Consider the following 19804-nt stretch of genomic DNA (forward strand, 5'->3'; position numbering starts at 1 on the left):
TCGAATCGGGCATCGTCTCACCCGCATGACCGGTCGCGACCCGCTCCAGGAGGAGCGGGCCGCGACCGGGTTGGAACTGTTCTACGACCTCGTCTTCGTGGTCATCTTCTCCCTCGCGGGCACCCAGATGGCCCACTACCTCGCCGAAGGGCACTACCGCACCGCGGTTTTCGGCTACGTGCTGTGTACCTTCGCGGGCATTTGGGCGTGGATCAACTTCAGTTGGTTCGCCTCGGCCTTCGACACCGACGACTGGTTCTTCCGGTGCGTCGTGCTCATCCAGATGGTGGGCGTGGCGATCCTGGCACTGGGCGTCGCCCCCGTGTTCAGCTCGATCGATCACAACGAGCACGTCGACATCAGGGTGCTGGTCATCGGCTACGTGGTGATGCGCGTCGGACTGCTCACCCAGTGGATACGTGCCGGCCTGCAGAGTCCCGAGTATCGGAAGACCTGCTTCACCTACGCCACCGCGGTGCTCGCCGCACAGATCGCCTGGGTGATCGTCGCGATCATCCCTCTCGCACTGTGGCCGACCATCGTGGCGATCCTGGTCTGTGCACTCATCGAACTGATGGGCCCGGTGATCGCCGAGACCCGCGTCAAGCCAACCCCGTGGCATCCGCATCACATTGCCGAGCGCTACTCCCTGCTGACGATCATCACCCTCGGTGAGGGGATCGTCGCGACCGTCGCGGTGTTGCAGGCAGTCGTCGAGGAACAGGGGTGGTCGGTCGAGGCGGCGGTGTTCGGACTCGCGGCGATGGTCGTGACCTTCGGCATGTGGTGGATCTACTTCACCGTTCCGATCGGCGACGCCCTCCATGCCCATCGGGACAAGAGCTTCGGCTTCGGCTACGGCCACCTGATCATCTTCATGTCGGCGGCGGCCACCGGAGCCGGATTGGAGGTGGCCGCACTGTGGAGCGAGCACGAGGCCAGCATCTCCCCGGGTGCGGTGGTCGCCTGCGTGGCGGTGCCGCTGGGCATCTACTGCCTCGGCATGCTGACCCTGTACAACTACCTGCTGCCCTTCGAGCCGGTCACCGTTGTCGGTGGGGTCAGCGTCCTGGTTCTTCTCGTCGCCGGGGTGTGGATGGCCGCGGCCGGTGTCTCGCTGATCGCCGCGGTGGTGGTGATCGCGCTCGCACCGGTGTCGATCGCGGTGATCGACGAGATCGCCGGGGTGCCGCGGCGGGCCCACGCCCTGCGTGACATCGGCGTCGACGTCGAATGACGCCGGCCGCTAGAGTCATGGACGTGCGCGTACTCGTGATCGGCTCGGGCGGCCGCGAACATGCCCTGCTCCTGCGACTCGCCGACGACCCGTCGGTCACCGATCTGCATGTCGCGCCGGGTAACGCCGGTACGGCGACGGTGGCCACCAACCACACCGTCGATGTCACCTCGTCCGACGATGTGGTGGCATTGGCCACCTCGATCGCCGCCGACCTGGTGGTCATCGGCCCCGAGGTTCCGCTGGTGCTCGGCGTCGCGGACGCGTTGCGGGAGAACGGATTCGCTACCTTCGGTCCGTCCCGGGAGGCGGCCCGGATCGAGGGCTCCAAGGCCTTCGCGAAAGACGTCATGGCCGCTGCCGGGGTGCGCACGGCGCACGCCGAGACCGTCGACAACCCGGCCCACCTCGACGCCGCCCTCGACCGCTTCGGACCGACCTGGGTGGTCAAGGACGACGGCCTCGCCGCCGGGAAGGGCGTGGTGGTCACCGCCGACCGCGCCGCCGCCCGCGATCATGCCGCCGAATGTCTCGAGAGTGGGCACCCGGTGCTGCTGGAGAGTTTCCTGGACGGTCCCGAGGTCTCCCTGTTCTGTCTCGTCGACGGGGAGACCGTGGTCCCGCTGATCCCCGCGCAGGACCACAAGCGGGTCGGCGACGGTGACACCGGACCCAACACCGGTGGCATGGGCGCCTATACGCCGCTGCCGTGGCTGCCCGACGAGGTCACCCGGCAGATCGTCACCGACGTCGTCGAGCCGGTCGCCGCCGAGATGGTGCGACGAGGCTGTCCGTTCAGCGGGCTGCTCTATGCCGGCCTGGCGATCGGCGCCGACGGCCCGGCCGTGGTCGAATTCAACTGTCGTTTCGGCGATCCGGAAACCCAGGCGGTCCTGGCATTGCTGAAATCCCCGCTGGGACAGGCGCTCAAGGCGACCGCCTCCGGAACGCTTGCCGACCTGCCGCCGCTGGAATGGGCCGACGGGTCCGCGGTGGTCGTGGTGATCGCGGCCGAGAACTACCCGTCGACGCCGCGCACCGGCGACGTGATCACCGGTGCCGACGGCGAGGGAGTTTTGCACGCCGGTACCAAACGAGACGCCGACGGAGAGGTCGTCTCCGCCGGCGGTCGTGTGCTCGGGGTGGTCGGGGTGGGCGCCGATCTGGCCGCGGCGCGGGCGCAGGCCTACGATCGGGTCGCCGGGATCAAGCTCCCCGGTTCCCATTTCCGGACCGACATCGGCCTGGCCGCGCTGGAGGGCCGGATCTCGCTGTAGTCGTCCGACCGGGCACCGTCGGCGTCGACCTGCTCACACGGCGGAGACTGTCGGGACCTCGAGCGCGCCGATGCGCGAGTTCGAGGTCGAGCCACCGTCGACCCCGAAGCGGGGACGGTGATTCCGCAACGATCGTCGATGACAGTGGGTCGATGGTGATGGTGGGGCCGAGTTCGGGCGTGAAGCCGAAGATCTTGCCAAAAGCGTTGCGGAACAGCGGAATATGGTTGCCCCGATGACTTTCGGGTACTTCGATTCCGCTCAGCCAGGTGTCGACGACTCCGGCGAAGCCGATCTCCCGCCACCTGTCGAGCATGAGTTGCGGCAGACGGTCACCGAATTCGTCGTGGTACCGCCGGGGAACCGGACGTGGATCGATCGGATCTCCCCAACGGGACAAGAGCTCAGCAACTCCGAAGGCACTGGCTGTCTTCCTTCCCGCCGGGTTGACGTCGTGCAGACCCCGGACGCCGTCGACGGCCGGGGATGGATTCCCCGGCCGTCGACGAACATCGTTGACCGCGTGGTTATCCGCCGATTCCGGCGGATTGATGCCGGCCGTCGCACCACTGCTCCGGTGGGACCGTCGCGCGGACGTCGTCGACATGTGCGCCGCAGCCGTCCCAGGTGATCTTGCCGCAAACCGCACATCGCACCGGGTAGCACATGTCAGGCGCTCCCTTCGGCCACCGGAACCCCGGCGTCGAGGGTTGCGATCGCCGCACGCAGCTTGGTCGCGGCGTCGGCGGCCACCTCGGGCAGTCCGGGTGCGTCCCGCAACTGCACCATCAGATCCGGGTTCATCGCCTCGACGATGACCGATCCCGGGTTGGTGGTGTCGTCGCGGACGACGACGTTGCAGGGCAGCAGCAACCCGATCTGCCGGTCGGCGCCCAGGGCGCGATGGGCCAGCGGCGGATTGCACGCACCGAGAATCAGGTAATTCTCGATGTCCTCGTCGAGTTTGTTCTTCATCGTTGCGGTCACGTCGATCTCGGTGAGGACACCGAAACCCTGTTGTGCCAACGCTTCCCGGGTGCGGGCGACGGCCTCGGCGAAGCCGGTGTCGGGCAGGGTGGTGGCGATCGCGATATCCATCGGAACTCCTACTCTCTGGATGGGCTCGCCTCAGGCGAGGGCGAGGAACAGTTTCTCAAGCTGTTCTTGGGTCATGGGCTCACCGGTGGCGTCGTCACCGGTGAGGCACTCGCGCAGGCCGGTGGCGACGATCTTGAAACCGGCGCGGTCGAGTGCCTTGGAGACCGCGGCGAGCTGGGTGACCACGTCCTTGCAGTCCCGCCCGTCTTCGATCATCGAGATCACACCGGCGAGTTGCCCATGTGCCCGGCGCAGTCGGTTGAGAACCACTGCGATTGCTTCGTCGTCGCCTACCATTGGCTGACCTTTCTGTCGTGCTGACTTGCATCCATCATACCCCTTGGGGTATGACTACCGGTCGCTCTGCATCAGTGGCTGAACGAGATGTTGGGCAGGATGCGGTTGAGCCAGCGCGGGGTCCACCAGGCGCCATGTCCGGTGATCCGGAGCAGCACCGGCAGCAGTACCAGGCGGATCAGCGTGGCGTCGAGCAACACCGCCACACCCAGGATGATGCCCATCTCCTTCGGTGGGAGCGGATCGGCCAACGCGAAGGTGAAGAACACCGCCACCATGACCGCCGCCGCGGCGAAGATGATGCGTCCGGAGTAGGCCAGACCGTCGATCTGGGCGGACCGCGGATCACCCGACTTCTCGTAGTGCTCCTTGGCCGTGGCCAGCAGGAAGACGGTGTAGTCCATGGCGATGGCGAAGATCATCGCGAAGAAGAACACCGGACCCCAGCCGTCCAGGAAGCCCTGGGGCTCGAAACCGAGCAGTCCCGCGCCGTGGCCGTCCTGGAAGATCAGCTTCGCGACGCCGAAGGCCGCGGCCGTCGACAGCAGGCTGACCAGGGTGCCCAGCAGGGCGATGACGGGCGCGCGCAGTGCGATCAGCAGCAACAGGAAGCCCAGGGTCAGGATCACCGCGACGATCACCGGGAACCAGTCGTTCAGCGCTGTCTGCAGATCGATGTTCTCCGCGGGGGCACCGCCGACCAGGGCATCGGCCGGCACGTTCTCGCGTAGCCGGGACAGGATGTCGTTCATCGAAGCATCCGACGGATCGACCGACGGAATGGCCTGCATCATCGCGTATCCGGAACCGTCGGTAGCGTTCTGGGGCGGGGTGACCATGGCGATGCCCTTGGTTTGCGCGGCCGCGGCGGCCGTCGCCGCGGCATCGGCCTGCGGCACGACGATCTGCAGGGCGCCGGGTGCTCCCGGACCCATGTTCTCGGCGACGATCGCATAGCCCTGGCGCACCGGGGCGCCGGAGGGGACGACGTTGATCGACGGCATCGCGACCTTGAGACCCAGAACCGGCAGCGCCAGCAGGATCAGGATGGCCAGCGAGACGACGGCGAACGGCCACGGATGACGATGCAGCAGTTCACCCCACTTGCCGAACAGGTGCGAGCGATGCTGTTGCTTGCGGGCCCACGGCAGTGATCCGGCGTTGACCTTCGGGCCCAGGGCCGCCATCACGGCGGGCAGCAGGGTCATCGTCGCGGCCAGGACGAAGATCACCGCCAGCATGATGCCGACCGCCATCGTGCGCACCGCGGGTGCGGGAACCAGTAGCACCGTCGACAGGCTGACCAGGACCGTCAGGCCCGACAGCAGAACCGCCTTACCCGCGGTGTCCATCGTCTCGGCGGTCGCGTGCTTCGGGGTGTCGTGATAGACCATCGCCGCACGGAACCGCGACACCATGAACAGCGCGTAGTCGATTCCCAGGGCGAGGGCGAACATCATGGCAAAGTTCATGGCCCACACCGAGATCGGTGTGACGGTGTTCAACAGGACCAGACCGCCGGCCGAGGCGACCAGCCCGGCGATGGTGAGCAGCAACGGAAGTCCGGCTGCTACCAGGGAACCGAATGCGACGACCATGATCGCCAGGGTGATCGGCCAGGAGAACATCTCCGCCTTGATCATTGCCTCGTGGTTGGCCTTGTTGAAGTCACTCCACAGCGCCGACGCCCCGGTGGGGTAGACGTCGATTCCGTTGCCGGACAACGCCGTCAGTGCTTCCTTGTGGTCGTCGACCGCCTTGACCATGGCGTCGGTGTCGGCGTTCGCGCCGATGATGACCACTCCGGTGTGCTCGTCTTGGCTGATCGTCATGCCCGGCTGCGGCGCGACGACCGCGGCGAAGCGCGAATCACTGTGTGCGACCTCGGTGATCTCGGCGATGACCTGCTGCACCGCGGGGCTCGAGATCTGCTGGTCGTCGGAGTGGATCACCACCTGGACCGCGGCCGAGGAGTTCCCGCCGAAGTGCTCCTGGGCGAGATCGCGCACCGCGACCGATTCCGACCCGTTGGCCTGCCATCCGGCGCCGGCCAGCGAGCTGAACACACTCGGTGCGGCCGCACCGAGTCCGATCACCAGGATCGCCCACACCGCGAACACCCAGCCGCGGTGGGTGGCGGTCCAGAGACCGAGCCGGGCCATCGGGCCGGGTGATGATGTCGTCGGGGTCGACGTCCCCGACGGCTCGGGTGCCGTCGGCGGTGGTGATTCGTCGAGCTCTTTGCTGGTGGCCACGTTCTCTCCTCACGAGCATACCCATGGGGGTATCGGATGGGTGTGGCCAACATACCCCTAGGGGTATCAAAACGGCAAGCCCAAGCCCGTACCTCGGACATGCGAGGGGAGAACGCGGCGGAGCGGGAAGCTCTGGGCCGATCAGGCGGACAGTTCTGCGGCTTCGGTCAACCCGCGACCGGCGCGATCGAACCACAGCGGGGTCACCGCGCGACCGTCGGAGACCAGGCACATCGACGCGCCCGGTTCGGTGACGTCGAAACGGTGGGTGGCCTCGGCCGGTCCCGGCGTCTGCCACCGGATGTGCCATCCCCGACGTGCGGCGAGTCCGTGGACCGCGACCCGGTGATCGCCGACCTCGACGTCGGCGAGGAGATCCGGCAGGGCCGCGACGAAGTCGGCGAAGGTGGGTTCGGGTAGAGCGACGTCGGTCAGCAGGACCACGTCGCGGCCGCCGTCGGGACGGACGACGCACATGTCGGGACCACGTCCGAGGAGCTGCACGGCCACCGCGCCGAGCGTCGTGCCGAGGGTGTCGAGGACGTTGCCGGTTGGGTGCTGCGGCGGCCCGATGGGCATCTCCGGAACCGACATCGCGGTGAGCCCGAGTCGTTCTGCGGCCCGGCGCAACTCCGCGGTGGACAGGTCGGTCGGACCCGCGTCGACGGCCCAGCCCCAGCGGGCCCTCGATGCGTCGGAGGCCAGCGTCGCCACCAGCGAGGCGTGCGTCTCGACGAGGCGCCGCGGGTCGTCGACGGAGGTGAAGACGACCCGCGTGCCGGTGAATGTCGCGGTGCACTCGCCCAGTTCGCGTGCCAGGAAGGCGTCGAACATGTCGCGTCGAAGCCGCGCGTACCAGGCGCCGCAATCGGCCACCGCGCGCAAACCGTCCAGATGCATGCCGCTCACGCTAATGCGCGTGGACCCGCCGCGGACCGGCTGTCGGGTGATCAACCGACCGGCGTCCGGGACGTTGCGCGGGCCGCGGATCGAGGCGCGGATCCACGAAAAGGGCGCAGTGGCGCAGATCACCCTGGCAGCATGGTCGCCATGACATCGGCGGCCACACCGAAGGGGACGAGGCGACGGTCTCAACTCATCGAGGCTGCCGGTTCCCTGCTGCTCGAGGGCGGTTTCGACGCCGTCCGGCACCGTGCCGTGGCCGATCGTGCCCAGATGCCGCTGGCATCGACCACCTACTATTTCGCCTCTCTCGAGGAGTTGATGGCCGAGGCCGCTCGTCAGGTGACGCGGGACGCCGACGAGGCGATCGCCGCCCGGGGTGCGGCGGTGACCCGTCGCCGACGCGGCGTCGGCGCCACCGCGGAGGTGCTGTCGGAGGTGTTCGTCGGCGTCGACACCCCGATCGAGGAACTCGCGGCCCGCTACGAGTTGATCACCCTCGCCGCGCGCTACCCACGACTGCGTGAGGTCGTCGAGGAGCGTCGGCAACACGTGTCGGCGTTGCACGGCGAGGTGCTCGAGAAGTCCGGGCGGCGATCGGAGCCGGAGCAGGTGCGATGGCTCATCGCGGTGGAGGATGGTGCGGTCGTCGGGACGTTGGGCTCCGGTGCCGAATCGCCGTTCGCGGCCGCACGCGCGGCACTCGGCGGTGTCGTCGATATCCTGGCACCTCGAAGATGAAGAGCAGCAACGATTGTCGTCGGGCACGGTGGCCGGGTCAGGGGAGGACATGGGAGAAGGTATGACGTATCGGATGCGACGGTGGGCCGTGACGGCGATGGCGGCGGCGTCGGTGGCCGCGGCCGGTTTGATCGGCGCCGGATCGGCGGCGGCGGCCCCGTCCGGGCAGGTGGATGCGGGTGTCCCCTTCTCCTCGGCCGTCTACGGCACCGGCTGCACCTATCAACTCGTCGTCCCGGTGAACGCGTCCGGAATGGTCTACTTCTGGGAGCAGGGCCAGGGACAGAAGCCGCTGTTCATCGGCAAGGCACAGGCCCACCAGCTCGTGGCCACCGTCGACTGGATTCCTCGGCACCAGGGCAAGCGCACGCTCTATGCGGTGCAGAACGGCGTCAAGGGTCCCGTTGTGACCGCACCCGTGCATCAGGGCTACGGCTCGGGCTGGGCGTGCTTCGCCCTTTAGTACCGCCGTGCTTCGCCCTTTAGTACCGCCGTGCTTCGCCCTTTAGTACCGCCGTGCTTCGCCCTTTAGCACCGCCGTGCTCGCCCTGTAGTGCAGCACTGCGCTCGCGGTTTCCGCTGATCGCGGCGTCGACACCAGAAACCACATACCAAACACCAGACACTAGACTGTTGACGTGCCGAAACCCGTCATCAGCAATGTCCTCGCGAGCCGCTACGCATCGGCCGATCTCGTCGAGATCTGGTCGGCGACCAACAAGATCGCGGCCGAACGCCGCCTCTGGATCGCCGTGCTGCGGGCCCAGCGCGACCTCGGCATCGACGTACCCGAGACGGCCATCGCCGATTACGAGCGGGTCGTCGACGACATCGACCTCGCATCGATCGCCGACCGCGAACGCGTCACCCGCCACGATGTGAAGGCGCGCATCGAGGAGTTCAACGCCCTGGCCGGGCATGAGCAGATCCACAAGGGGATGACCAGCCGCGACCTCACCGAGAACGTCGAGCAGCTGCAGATCCTGCAGTCCCTGCGGTACGTGCACGCCCACGGTGTCGCGGTGCTCGCACGCCTCGTCGAGCGGGCCGCGGAGTACTCGACGGTGGTGATGGCCGGACGCAGCCACAACGTCGCCGCGCAGGCCACCACCCTGGGCAAGCGATTCGCGTCGGCCGCCGACGAACTGATGATCGCGCTCACCCGGCTCTCCGAGCTGATCGACCGCTATCCGTTGCGCGGCATCAAGGGGCCGATGGGCACCAGCCAGGACATGCTCGACCTGCTCGACGGTGACGCAGGCAAACTCGCCGACCTCGAATCGCGGGTGGCCGGGCACCTCGGATTTGCGCGGTCGTTGACCTCGGTCGGCCAGATCTACCCGCGGTCACTCGACCACGACGTGGTCTCCGCGTTGGTGCAGGTGGCCGCCGGGCCGTCGTCGTTCGCCCACACCATCCGCCTGATGGCCGGCCACGAGCTGGTCACCGAGGGTTTCCAGCCGGGGCAGGTGGGGTCGTCGGCGATGCCGCACAAGATGAACACCCGCTCCTGCGAACGCGTGAACGGACTGCAGGTGGTGCTGCGCGGCTACGCCTCGATGGCCGCCGAACTCGCCGGCGCCCAGTGGAACGAGGGGGACGTCTTCTGCTCGGTGGTGCGCCGCGTCGCACTGCCTGACGCCTTCTTCGCCATCGACGGCCTGATGGAGACCTTCCTGACCGTCCTCGCCGAGTTCGGTGCCTATCCGGCCGTGATCGCCAACGAGCTCGACCGTTACCTGCCGTTCCTGGCCACCACCAAGGTGCTGATGGCGTCGGTGCGCGCCGGGGTCGGCCGCGAGGCCGCCCACGAGGCGATCAAGGAGAACGCCGTCGCCGTGGCCCTCGCGATGCGTGAGGAGGGTCGCGAACCCGACCTGCTCGACCGGCTCGCCGCCGACGACCGCATCCCGCTCGATCGGGCGCAGCTCGACGCCCTGCTCGAGGACAAGGAAGCCTTCGTCGGAGCGGCCGGCAGGCAGGTGGCCGACGTGATCGCTGCTGCGGAGAAGATCATCGGGGAGTATCCGGAGGCTGCGGCTTATAGCCCGGCGCCGATTCTGTAGGGCGAGTGGCGCTGCTCGACGGTGCCGCCGCGGTCACTGCTTCCTCACGCGGCACCTGCTCCTTTGCGCGATCATTGCACCGGGAACGTGAGTGTGGAGGCACCGCGTCGAGGACGCCTCGGGTGACGGGTTACGCCTCGGACGCCGAACTTGTCCCCTCCGAATGCCCCAACCGCCAGTCGGGCAGGGCCGCGTCCCGCAGTCGGCGTTTGAGTTCGGCGGCGTCGGGGAATCCACCGTCGGTCTTCCGTTCCCAGAGCTGTGTGCCGTCGACGTCGATGACGAAGATGCCGCCGGTTCCGGGTACCAGGGTCACCGAGCCGAGGTCGGCACCGAAGGTATTCAGCAGTTCACTCGCCATCCAGCTCGCGCGTAGCAGCCAGTTGCATTGAGTGCAGTAGGTGATGGTGACGTGCGGCCCGGCCATGCGGGTCAGCCTGTCATACCTCTAAGGTCGAAGCCATGCGGCCGGCACTCGACTCGTACACCCACATCGCCTCGGGCAAGGTGCGCGAGATCTACCAGATCGACGACGACACCCTGCTCATGGTGGCCAGCGACCGGATCTCGGCGTACGACCACATCCTGACCCCGACCATCCCCGACAAGGGACGCATCCTCACCGCGATGAGTTTCTTCTGGTTCGACGCCCTCGGGGTGCCCAACCACCTCGCCGGCGGACCCACCGACGAGCGCATCCCGGAGGGTGCGGTGGGCCGCTCCATGGTGGTGCGCAAGCTTCCGATGGTGCCGGTGGAATGCGTGGCGCGTGGATATCTCACCGGCTCTGGACTCATCGACTACCGGGCCACCGGCTCGGTGTGCGGGGTTGCGCTGCCCGACGGCCTCGACGAGGCCCACCGGCTGCCCGAACCGATCTTCACCCCGGCGACCAAGGCCGAGCAGGGCGACCACGACGAGAACATCAGCTTCGAGGCGGTGGCGGCGACGGTCGGGGACGGCCTCGCCACCGCGCTTCGCGCGGCCACCCTCGACATCTACTCGCGGGGTGCCGCGATCGCCGCCGACCGCGGAATCATCCTCGCCGACACCAAGTTCGAGTTCGGCCAGGACGCCGACGGCACCCTCGTCCTCGCCGACGAGGTGCTCACCCCCGATTCGTCGCGGTACTGGGAGGCGACCGGCTACACCCCCGGTCAGGTCCAGCCGAGCTTCGACAAACAGATCGTTCGCAACTGGCTGACCTCACCGGCATCCGGCTGGGACCGCGCCTCCGACACCACCCCACCCGCACTGCCCGACGACGTGGTGGCACGCACCCGGGCACGCTACATCGAGGCCTACGAATGGATTTCGCAGAAGTCCTTCACCGACTGGCCGCAAGGATAGGAGTTCAGTGAGCGACGCAGCATCGTCGACCGACACCGGCCGCAACGGCGCTCCGGCGGCGAAGAAGGTTCCCAAGGAACGCACGCACCACGGCGACACCGTGATCGACAACTACGAGTGGTTGCGCGACAAGGATGATCTCGAGGTGATCGCCTTCCTGAAGGCGCAGAACGAGTTCACCGAGAAGCACACCGCGCAGCTGGCCGGACTGCGAGCCGACATCTTCGGTGAGATCCGCTCCCGCACCAAGGAAACCGACATGTCGGTACCGTCGCGACGCGGCGGATTCTGGTACTACGGACGCACCCACGAGGGTAAACAATATGCGACGCATTGCCGTTGCCCGATCGTCGACGCCGACGACTGGACACCCCCGGAGGTGTCCGACTACGCAGCCCTGCCCGGCGAAGAGGTCCTGCTCGACGCGAACGCCGAAGCTGAGGGGTACGATTTCTTCTCGTTGGGCGCCCTGGCCGTCAGCCACGACGGCAACTGGCTCGCCTACAGCATCGACGTCGTCGGTGACGAGCGATACACCCTGCGGTTCAAGGATCTTCGCACCGGTGAACTGCTGCCCGACACCATCGCCGACACCGCCGGCGGTGCGGTCTGGTCGGCCGACACCCGCCACGTCTTCTATCAGACCGTCGACGACGCGTGGCGTCCGGACACGGTGTGGCGCCACGACATCGGGACCTCCACACCCGACGTCAAGGTGTTCTACGAACCCGACGAACGCTACTGGGTCGGCATGGGGACCACCCGCAGCGACAAGTACCTGATGATCGCCGTCGGATCCAAGATCACCTCCGAGTGCTTCGTCCTCGCCGCGGACGATCCGACCGGCGAATTCCGCAGCGTCGCACCACGAGTCGACGGTGTCGAGTACAACGTCGAACATGCCGAGATCGGTGGCAAGGACTACTTCCTCATCGTGCACAACGACGAGCGTGGTGGTGAGAAGAGCGAAGACTTCGCCATCGACATCGCGCCGGTCGATGATCCGTCCGCGCGCACCGAGTTCATCGGACACCGACGCGGCATCCGGATCGAGGACATCGACGCCTTCGGTGACTACCTGGTGCTGAGTTACCGCGCGGATGCACTGCCCCGGGTGTCGATCGCCGACCTCCGTCGCATCGACGGCATCCCGGTGGCGGAGGACTTCATCGAGGTCGCCGTCGCCCAGGAACTGTTCTCCCTGGGCCTGGCCGGTAACCGTGAATGGGCCACGCCGCGACTGCGTTTCGGATACGGCAGCTTCATCGAACCGTCGGAGTTGTTCGAACTCGACGTCACCACCGGCGAGCGTGTGCTGCTCAAACGGCAGCCGGTGCTCGGTGATTTCGACGTCAATGACTATGTGCAGTCCCGGGAATGGGCCACCGCCGCCGACGGAACGCGGATCCCGCTGTCGATCGTGCGACGCAAGGATGTCGCCGCGCCCGGCGAGGACGGTGCCTCCCCGGCTCCGCTCCTGTTGTACGGATACGGTTCGTACGAGGCGAGTTTCGATCCCGGATTCTCGGTGTCACGACTGTCGATGCTCGACCGTGGCGTCGTCTTCGTCCTCGCCCATATCCGTGGTGGCGGCGAGATGGGTCGCCACTGGTATGAGACCGGCAAGACCCTCACCAAGAAGAACACCTTCACCGACTTCGTGGACTCCGGGCGGTATCTGGTCGAACGTGGCTGGACGACCCCGAAACAGATGGTGGCCGAAGGTGGTTCGGCCGGCGGGCTGCTGATGGGGGCGGTCGCCAATCTGGCGCCGGAACTGTTCAACGGCATCCTCGCATCGGTGCCGTTCGTCGACGCGCTGAACTCGATCCTCGATCCGTCGCTGCCGTTGACGGTCATCGAATGGGATGAGTGGGGGGACCCGCTGCACGATCCGGTGGTCTACGAGTACATGAAGTCGTACTCGCCGTATGAGAACGTCACCGCCTTGCCCTATCCGCCGATCCTTGCGCAGACCTCGCTCAACGACACCCGTGTGCTGTTCACCGAGGCGGCCAAATGGGTTGCCCGGCTACAGGATCTGAGCACCTCGGACAATCTCATCCTGCTCAAGACAGAGATGTCGGCCGGCCACGGCGGCGTGTCCGGCCGGTACAAGCAGTGGGAGGAAGTCGCCTTCGAGATCGCCTGGATCCTGCAGCAGACCGGTGCGGTCACGCCCTGAGTGGGAGAGGGCCTCATGTAACCGGATGGCTCAGGGGACTCATGACAATTATTGACGTGAGTCCGGCTATTCATCCCATCTATATGTGTGTCCCGGCGGTGTTCGGGTGTCAGTCGACGACGGTGTCTGACACCGGAACCATGGTGTGCGCCACGATTCCGCCACGGAACACGGCCGTGACGCGCTCGGGGCGCACTGGTTTCTCCAGATCGGGGTAGAGGGCCCGACCGGCCCCGAGTGCGACGGGGTGCACCACCAGCCGATGCCCCGCACCCGAGAACGGGTGCGGGGCATCGTGCGACGCGGAGCGTCGCTCAGTGCAGCATCGTCGGTGCCGGGCGATCCATGTCCTCTTCGACCAGCGGGGAGGCGATCTTCTTGCGGGGCAGGAAGAACGCCGGGATGAGGGTCACCGCGACCAGGACGGTGGCGATGATGAAGGTGGTGCCGAACGCATTCGCAGCCCACTCGAACCATTGCTGCGGCGGCTCCGGAGGTAACTGCCCGGCCTGCACACCCGCCTCGTACTTCTCCGGTGCGGCATTGCTGCTGATCGCCAGGAGCGACTCCGGATGTGCCTTGAACAGGGTGGCCAAAACCACCGAGATCACCGCGGTACCGATCGACGACGCCGACTGCTGAACGACGTTCATCAAGGTCGAACCGTCCGGAACCTGCCTGTTGTTCAGGGTGGCCAGGGCAGCGGACATGATCGGCATCATCGTCATACCCATGCCCAGACCCTGCACGAACAGCGCGATGCACAGCGCCCAGTACGGGGTGTCGGGGCCGAGGAAGACGAAATACCCCATGCCGCAGAAGATCAGCACGATACCGGCGAGAACGAACTTGCCGGGGCCCATCTTGTCGGTGAGGCGGCCGGCGATCGGCATCGTGATCATCGCGCCGAGTCCCTGTGGCGCCAGCAACAGTCCTGCCATCAGCGTCGACTCGCCACGCACCCCGATGAAGTACTGCGGATAGAGCAGTGCCGCACCGAAGAAGGCGATCATGAACGTCGTCATCGTGATGACGGCGATGGCCAGGGTCTTGTTCTTGAACAGACGCAGGTCCAGCAGCGGATTCTTCGACCGCAGGGCGTGGAACACGAACCCGATGATCAGCAGCAAACCGATGATGGTGATCGTGAGGACCTTCGCGTCGATGAACGTGCCGGCCTCGGTGGACGAGGAGATGCCGTAAAGAAACAAGGCGAGACCCGGTGAGAGCAGCAGCAATCCGATGATGTCGATACTCGGGCGCGTGGTCTCCTCGTCGTCACGCAGCACCAGCCACGCATAGACGAGGGCGACCAGGCCGATCGGGACGTTGATCAGGAACACCCAGTGCCAGCTGGCCTTCTCGATGAGCAGGCCACCGAGGATGGGGCCACCGATGGGGCCGAGCAGCATCGGGATACCGAGGACGGCCATCACCGAACCGACCCGTTCGGGGCCGGCGGCCTTGGTGAGGATCATCATGCCGATCGGCATCAGCAGGCCACCGCCGAGGCCCTGGACCACGCGGAAGGCGACCAGCGATCCGATGTTCCAGGCGACCGCGCACAGGGCGGAGCCGAGCAGGAACAGCAGCAACGACGTCAGATACACCTTCTTGGTGCCGAAACGTGCTGCGGCCCAACTCGACAGCGGGATCACCGCGGCCAGCGCCAGGGTGTAGCCGGTCATCGTCCAGGCGGCACCGGCGGCGTCGGTGTCGAAGGTTTCCTGGAAGGTGTTCTGCGCCACCGACACCACGGTGACGTCGAGGATCGACATGATGGCGCCGAGCACGACGACGCCGGCGATCTTCAGCACATGCTTGTCGAGCCCGGTGTCCGGCGGCCCGGAATGGAGATGACCTCCGGTGGAGGATGACGTCATGAGGTGACTTTCTGCTTGCGAGTGGACGAGTCGATGGGGGAGAGGTCGAAGTAGTCGACGTCGGCGTCGACGATCGGTCGGAGTGCTGCGATCAGGGCGGCCTGGTGTTGGGCGGGCAGACCGGCGACGAAGGCGCGGAGCACGCCTTGCTGGACGGTCAACTGCTTGTCGATCAGTGCGCGGCCCTCGGCGGTGAGGCTGACCCGTTTGACCCGACGGTCGTCGGGATCTTCGCGGCGGTCGACGAATCCCGACTTGACCAGTCGGTCGACGGTGCGGCCGGTGGCGGCCACCGACAAACCGATCGCATCGGCGATCTCGTGCACCGACATCGGCTCCTCGGCGTCACCGGTCACGAACAGTGTTCTGATCTGGCTGAGGGTGAGGTCGGTGGTGGCGAGATCGTCCATGGCGGCGGTCTTGCCGAGGCAGGTCAATCGATCCAGGAAGTCGCGGAGCGCGCCGCACGCGGAATCGACGGAGGAAGACACCGGGAAATAGTAACGGGGACGCAACTATCGCACCAACGCAAATAATGGTGAGCTCGGTCATAGGGCATGTCTCCCGTTGCCCTTTGTGGGTCTTGGCGGCTCGATTGCCCCCCTGGCTGCGTTGTCGTCGGTCACAATGGCTCCGCCATTGCTCCCTCCTCCGCCTTGCCGGCGAACAATCGATTCCGCCAACCCCTCGCAGAAGCAACGGGGGTCACACCGAGGGCGACTACGCTCGGATGCCATGAGCAATGTCAAGAACATCCCGGTCACCGCCCTCGACGGATCGGCACTGTCGCTGTCGGACTTCGACGGTCCGCTGCTGGTGGTCAACGTCGCCAGCAAATGCGGCCTCACCCCGCAGTACACGGGTCTCGAGGAGCTCGCCGAGAAGTACGCCGACCGCGGGCTGACCGTCGTCGGTGTCCCCTGCAACCAGTTCATGGGGCAGGAGCCCGGCAGCCCGGAGGAGATCGCCACGTTCTGTTCCACGAACTACGGCGTGACCTTCCCGCTGCTGGCGAAGGCCGACGTGAACGGCGACGACCGCCATCCGCTCTACGCCGAACTCACCCAGGCCACCGACGCCGACGGAGAAGCGGGCGACATCCAGTGGAACTTCGAGAAGTTCGTCGTCGGCTCCGACGGTGAGGTCACCGCCCGGTTCCGCCCGCGCACCGAACCGACCGCCCCCGAGGTGATCGAGGCCATCGAAGCGGCTCTCTAGACCGGTGGCGGTCGGGGCGAGCGGGCGCCCGTGATGCCGGTAAGGTAGCCCGTGATCAGCCAAAGTCCATTTTCCGACGCGACACATGGACATACCGAATGGGAGCAATTGCCGATGGCACGAGTGGTGGTCGACGTGATGCCCAAGGCCGAGATCCTCGATCCGCAGGGTCAGGCGATCGTCGGCGCGCTGGGGCGCCTGGGATTCAGCGGGATCGGTGACGTCCGGCAGGGCAAGCGATTCGAACTCGAGGTCGACGACAGCGTCGACGACGTGACCCTGGAGCGGATCGCCGAGGAGCTGCTGACCAACACGGTCATCGAGAACTTCAGCGTCTCCCGGGTCTCGGAGTAGGTCGGGAGCAGATGAGCGCACGAATTGGGGTCATCACCTTCCCGGGCACCCTCGATGACGTCGACGCGGCCCGCGCGGTCCGCCTCGCCGGCGCCGAGGCCGTCGACCTGTGGCACGGCGATGCGGACCTGAAAGGGGTCGACGCGGTCATCGTGCCGGGCGGCTTCTCCTACGGCGACTACCTGCGCGCCGGTGCCATCGCGAAGTTCGCGCCCGTCATGGGTTCGGTCATCGAGGCCGCGGGCAAGGGCATGCCGGTCCTCGGAATCTGCAACGGTTTCCAGGTGCTGTGTGAGGCCGGTCTGCTGCCCGGCGCCCTGACGCGCAACGAGGGACTGCACTTCATCTGCCGCGATCAGTGGCTGCGGGTGGAGTCGACCACCACCGCCTGGAGTTCACGCTTCGAGCGGGGTGCGGAGATCCTCATTCCGCTGAAGTCCGGTGAGGGGCGTTACGTCGCGCCGCAGCGCAAACTCGAGGAACTCGAGGGCGAGGGCCTCATCGTCTTCACCTATGCGGGCGGCAATCCCAACGGTTCTGCACTCGACATCGCCGGCATCAGCAGCCCCGACGGCCGCATCGTCGGTCTGATGCCGCATCCCGAGCATGCCACCGAGGCGCTGACCGGCCCGAGCGACGACGGTCTGGGGATGTTCTACTCGGCCATCGACGCCGTGCTCTCGGCCGCATGAGTCGCCGCGCATGAGTCTGTCCACGACGGCGACGGCGGCCGGGCTCGCCGAGTTCATCGACGCCTCGCCGTCGCCGTTCCACGTCTGCGCCACCGTCGCAACAGTGTTGGAGGCGGCGGGCTTTCGGCGGCTGTTCGAGGAACACGAGTGGCTCACCGAACAGGACGCGTCGATCCCGTCACCGGATCGGAGGTTCTACGTCATCCGCGGTGGTTCGATCATCGCGTGGGATCTCGGTGACGGCAACGACTTCCGCATCGTCGGCGGCCACACCGACAGTCCCAACCTGCGACTCAAGCAACGTCCGGACCGAATGAGTGCGGGCGTCGCGATGATCGCGCTCGAGCCGTACGGCGGGGCGTGGCTGAACTCGTGGCTGGACCGCGACCTCGGGCTGTCCGGGCGGCTGGCGTACCGATCGGGAAACTCCGTGGCGCACACACTGGTTCATGTGACCGAACCGGTGGTGCGGGTGCCGCAGTTGGCGATTCACCTCTCCGCCGACCGCAAGGGTGTCTCCCCGGATCCGCAGCGCCACGTCGATGGCATCTGGGGTATCGGTGACGACGTGCCGAGCGTGCTGAGCTGGGTGGCCGAATACGCCGGCATCGAACCGGATTCGTTGCTCGGCTGGGAACTGATGACCCACGACATCGCGCCGTCGGGGCTGATCGGTGCCGATCATGATCTACTCAGCGCGCCACGGCTGGATAATCAGGGCACATGCTACGCCGGGTTGCGCGCGTTGCTCGACGGTGCGCCGTCGGTCCACACCCGGGTGTTGGCGCTGTTCGACCACGAAGAGGTCGGCAGCGGATCCGAACGGGGCGCCGCGTCGGACTTCCTGGCGACCACCCTCGAACGAATCGTGCTGACGCGCGGCGGAACCCGTGCCGACTACCTGCAGGCGATGGCCTCGAGTGTGTGCGTGTCCGGGGACATGGCGCACGCCACCCATCCCAATCATCCGGAGCGTCACGAACCGTCTCACCGCATCGCGATCAACGGCGGTCCGGTGCTCAAGGTGAATCAGAATCTGCGCTACGCCTCGGATGCGGTGGGGGAGGCCATCTTCGCGCTCGCCTGCGACACCGCCGGGGTACCGATGCAGCGCTACATCCACCGCGCCGACCTGCCCTGCGGATCGACGATCGGCCCCATCACCGCCACCCGCACCGGTCTGATGACCATCGACGTCGGTGCGCCCCAATTGGCGATGCACAGTGCCCGCGAGATGATGGGTGCCGCCGACGTTCCGATGTATTCGGCTGCGCTGCAGGCATTTCTGAGCGCCGACTAGCGATCCCGACCGGCAGCCCGCCACCCGCTGACGGCGCTCTCCCTGACGCTGACAGCGCTCTTCCTCACGCTGACAGCGCCCACCCGAATGCGATGAGCGTCAGGGTGGGCGCTGTCAACGTAATTCAGGGCGCTGCCAACGTCATTCAGATCGGACGGAAACCGGCTCCGTAGCGTCCGTAGTAGTTCAGGTCGCCGACGATGGCGGTCATCTTGGTGGCGACCATCGGTGTGTAGACCGGGACGGCGGGGTGGATACAGCCGATGGCACCCTTGATCGGCGTGCCGGGGATACCGACGATCAGTCCGCCGTTGAGCATGCCGACGACGCGGTTGCCCGAGAGTACCGGTCCGCCGGAGTCGCCGTGGTTGGCGCAGACGTAGCTGAGGCTGTCGGTGCTGGAGGTCTGCAGGACCGGGCCGCAGCTGAAACCGGTGGTGCGGCCGGTCTTACAGACCGACGCGCCGGCGGGCGGGAACGCTCCGACGGAACGGATGGTGGCGCCGCCGGCGGTCCGGGTGCCGAACACGCGGCTGGTATCGAGCTGGATCACCGCGTAGTCGCCGGGCTTGCTCTTCTGGACGATGCGGCCGACGACCCCGGCTCGGGGGTTGTTCTCCAACGAGATTCGCGATCCGACATCGCCGCAGTGGCCGGCGGTGAGGCCGATGAGTCGTCCGGCGCGATCGTGTCCCACAGTCGTCATCGTGCAGCCGTACCGCGAGTCGATGACGATGCCGCTACCACCACCGACGGGTGCGAGCGGTGCGGCGTGTGCCGTGAATGCGGGTGTCAGGGCCAGCAGCAGCCCGACAACCACGGTGACGATGCGCAGGATGCGCCTCATGAACTCTCCGTTCGCAAATGAGGACGGGGAGTTCACGATGTCGAATCCCCCGATGGGTAACGTCACTCTATCCAGTGGGTCGGGGAAGTCAACTGTGATGG

At 66.7% G+C, this 19804-nt stretch carries 19 protein-coding genes; 11 read left to right on the forward strand and 8 right to left on the reverse strand.

Translation table 11 applies throughout. The features are described from left to right. Window positions 1-25: 25 nt before the first annotated feature. Both ACWETB_RS10825 and purD read left to right on the forward strand, forming a co-directional pair. Window positions 26-1237, forward strand: coding sequence for a low temperature requirement protein A (locus ACWETB_RS10825; protein ID WP_449742438.1), 1212 nt, complete (start codon window positions 26-28; stop codon window positions 1235-1237). Between the two features lie 23 nt (window positions 1238-1260). After that, a complete protein-coding gene (gene purD / locus ACWETB_RS10830) occupies window positions 1261-2514 on the forward strand; it encodes a phosphoribosylamine--glycine ligase (RefSeq protein WP_348804623.1) in 1254 nt (417 codons plus the stop codon). A 669-nt stretch (window positions 2515-3183) separates the two neighbouring features. On the opposite strand, the gene ACWETB_RS10835 is transcribed toward purD, so the two are convergent. The 4 genes from ACWETB_RS10835 to ACWETB_RS10850 form a co-directional block, all read right to left on the reverse strand. Then, complete coding sequence (locus tag ACWETB_RS10835; RefSeq protein WP_348804624.1) at window positions 3184-3612, reverse strand: DUF302 domain-containing protein; 429 nt, start codon at window positions 3610-3612, stop codon at window positions 3184-3186. A 30-nt stretch (window positions 3613-3642) separates the two neighbouring features. After that, entirely contained in the window at window positions 3643-3909 is a 267-nt protein-coding gene (locus ACWETB_RS10840; protein WP_348804625.1) for a metal-sensitive transcriptional regulator, read from the reverse strand. Window positions 3910-3980: 71 nt separating this feature from the next. After that, a complete protein-coding gene (locus ACWETB_RS10845) occupies window positions 3981-6071 on the reverse strand; it encodes an MMPL family transporter (RefSeq protein ID WP_449742437.1) in 2091 nt (696 codons plus the stop codon). Between the two features lie 234 nt (window positions 6072-6305). Beyond that, window positions 6306-7064: a DUF6882 domain-containing protein gene (locus ACWETB_RS10850; RefSeq protein ID WP_449742150.1), complete on the reverse strand. Its 759-nt coding sequence runs from the start codon at window positions 7062-7064 to the stop codon at window positions 6306-6308. A 141-nt stretch (window positions 7065-7205) separates the two neighbouring features. Here ACWETB_RS10850 and ACWETB_RS10855 point away from each other — a divergent pair, with 141 nt between their 5' ends. From ACWETB_RS10855 to purB, 3 genes are all read left to right on the forward strand, one after another. Further along, complete coding sequence (locus ACWETB_RS10855) at window positions 7206-7808, forward strand: TetR/AcrR family transcriptional regulator (RefSeq protein ID WP_348804627.1); 603 nt, start codon at window positions 7206-7208, stop codon at window positions 7806-7808. Between the two features lie 49 nt (window positions 7809-7857). Then, entirely contained in the window at window positions 7858-8271 is a 414-nt protein-coding gene (locus ACWETB_RS10860; RefSeq protein WP_452211049.1) for a hypothetical protein, read from the forward strand. Between the two features lie 175 nt (window positions 8272-8446). Then, window positions 8447-9874, forward strand: a complete 1428-nt coding sequence (purB, locus tag ACWETB_RS10865) for an adenylosuccinate lyase (protein ID WP_348804629.1) — start codon at window positions 8447-8449, stop codon at window positions 9872-9874. 130 nt (window positions 9875-10004) lie between these two features. Here the strand turns inward: purB and ACWETB_RS10870 are convergent, their stop codons facing one another. Then, window positions 10005-10301 carry a SelT/SelW/SelH family protein gene (locus ACWETB_RS10870; protein WP_449742148.1) on the reverse strand — a complete coding sequence of 99 codons (297 nt, stop codon included), beginning with the start codon at window positions 10299-10301 and terminating at the stop codon, window positions 10005-10007. A gap of 35 nt (window positions 10302-10336) precedes the next feature. Between ACWETB_RS10870 and ACWETB_RS10875 the strand changes: the two genes are divergently transcribed. Then, window positions 10337-11224, forward strand: coding sequence for a phosphoribosylaminoimidazolesuccinocarboxamide synthase (locus ACWETB_RS10875; RefSeq protein ID WP_449742147.1), 888 nt, complete (start codon window positions 10337-10339; stop codon window positions 11222-11224). A gap of 7 nt (window positions 11225-11231) precedes the next feature. After that, window positions 11232-13409: a S9 family peptidase gene (locus ACWETB_RS10880; protein WP_452211052.1), complete on the forward strand. Its 2178-nt coding sequence runs from the start codon at window positions 11232-11234 to the stop codon at window positions 13407-13409. 314 nt (window positions 13410-13723) lie between these two features. Here ACWETB_RS10880 and ACWETB_RS10885 read toward each other — a convergent pair whose 3' ends face one another. Both ACWETB_RS10885 and ACWETB_RS10890 read right to left on the reverse strand, forming a co-directional pair. Next, window positions 13724-15292 carry a DHA2 family efflux MFS transporter permease subunit gene (locus ACWETB_RS10885; protein WP_452211054.1) on the reverse strand — a complete coding sequence of 523 codons (1569 nt, stop codon included), beginning with the start codon at window positions 15290-15292 and terminating at the stop codon, window positions 13724-13726. After that, a complete protein-coding gene (locus ACWETB_RS10890) occupies window positions 15289-15783 on the reverse strand; it encodes a MarR family winged helix-turn-helix transcriptional regulator (RefSeq protein ID WP_449742144.1) in 495 nt (164 codons plus the stop codon). Before ACWETB_RS10890 ends, ACWETB_RS10885 begins: the two co-directional genes overlap by 4 nt. Before the next feature lie 244 nt (window positions 15784-16027). On the opposite strand from ACWETB_RS10890, the gene ACWETB_RS10895 reads away from it, so the two are divergent. The 4 genes from ACWETB_RS10895 (at window position 16028) to ACWETB_RS10910 (ending at window position 18856) form a co-directional block, all read left to right on the forward strand. After that, window positions 16028-16510 carry a glutathione peroxidase gene (locus tag ACWETB_RS10895; protein ID WP_449742143.1) on the forward strand — a complete coding sequence of 161 codons (483 nt, stop codon included), beginning with the start codon at window positions 16028-16030 and terminating at the stop codon, window positions 16508-16510. A gap of 114 nt (window positions 16511-16624) precedes the next feature. Continuing rightward, window positions 16625-16864: a phosphoribosylformylglycinamidine synthase subunit PurS gene (gene purS, locus ACWETB_RS10900; RefSeq protein WP_348804636.1), complete on the forward strand. Its 240-nt coding sequence runs from the start codon at window positions 16625-16627 to the stop codon at window positions 16862-16864. 11 nt (window positions 16865-16875) lie between these two features. Further along, a complete protein-coding gene (gene purQ / locus ACWETB_RS10905; protein WP_348804637.1) occupies window positions 16876-17556 on the forward strand; it encodes a phosphoribosylformylglycinamidine synthase subunit PurQ in 681 nt (226 codons plus the stop codon). Window positions 17557-17566: 10 nt separating this feature from the next. Continuing rightward, a complete protein-coding gene (locus tag ACWETB_RS10910; RefSeq protein WP_452211057.1) occupies window positions 17567-18856 on the forward strand; it encodes a M18 family aminopeptidase in 1290 nt (429 codons plus the stop codon). Between the two features lie 145 nt (window positions 18857-19001). On the opposite strand, the gene ACWETB_RS10915 is transcribed toward ACWETB_RS10910, so the two are convergent. Then, the gene (locus ACWETB_RS10915) at window positions 19002-19703 is read right to left on the reverse strand and encodes a S1 family peptidase (protein WP_449742140.1); all 702 of its coding nucleotides are present in this window, start codon (window positions 19701-19703) and stop codon (window positions 19002-19004) included. Window positions 19704-19804: the final 101 nt, after the last annotated feature.

This window comes from Gordonia sp. NPDC003950, from assembly GCF_053605205.1.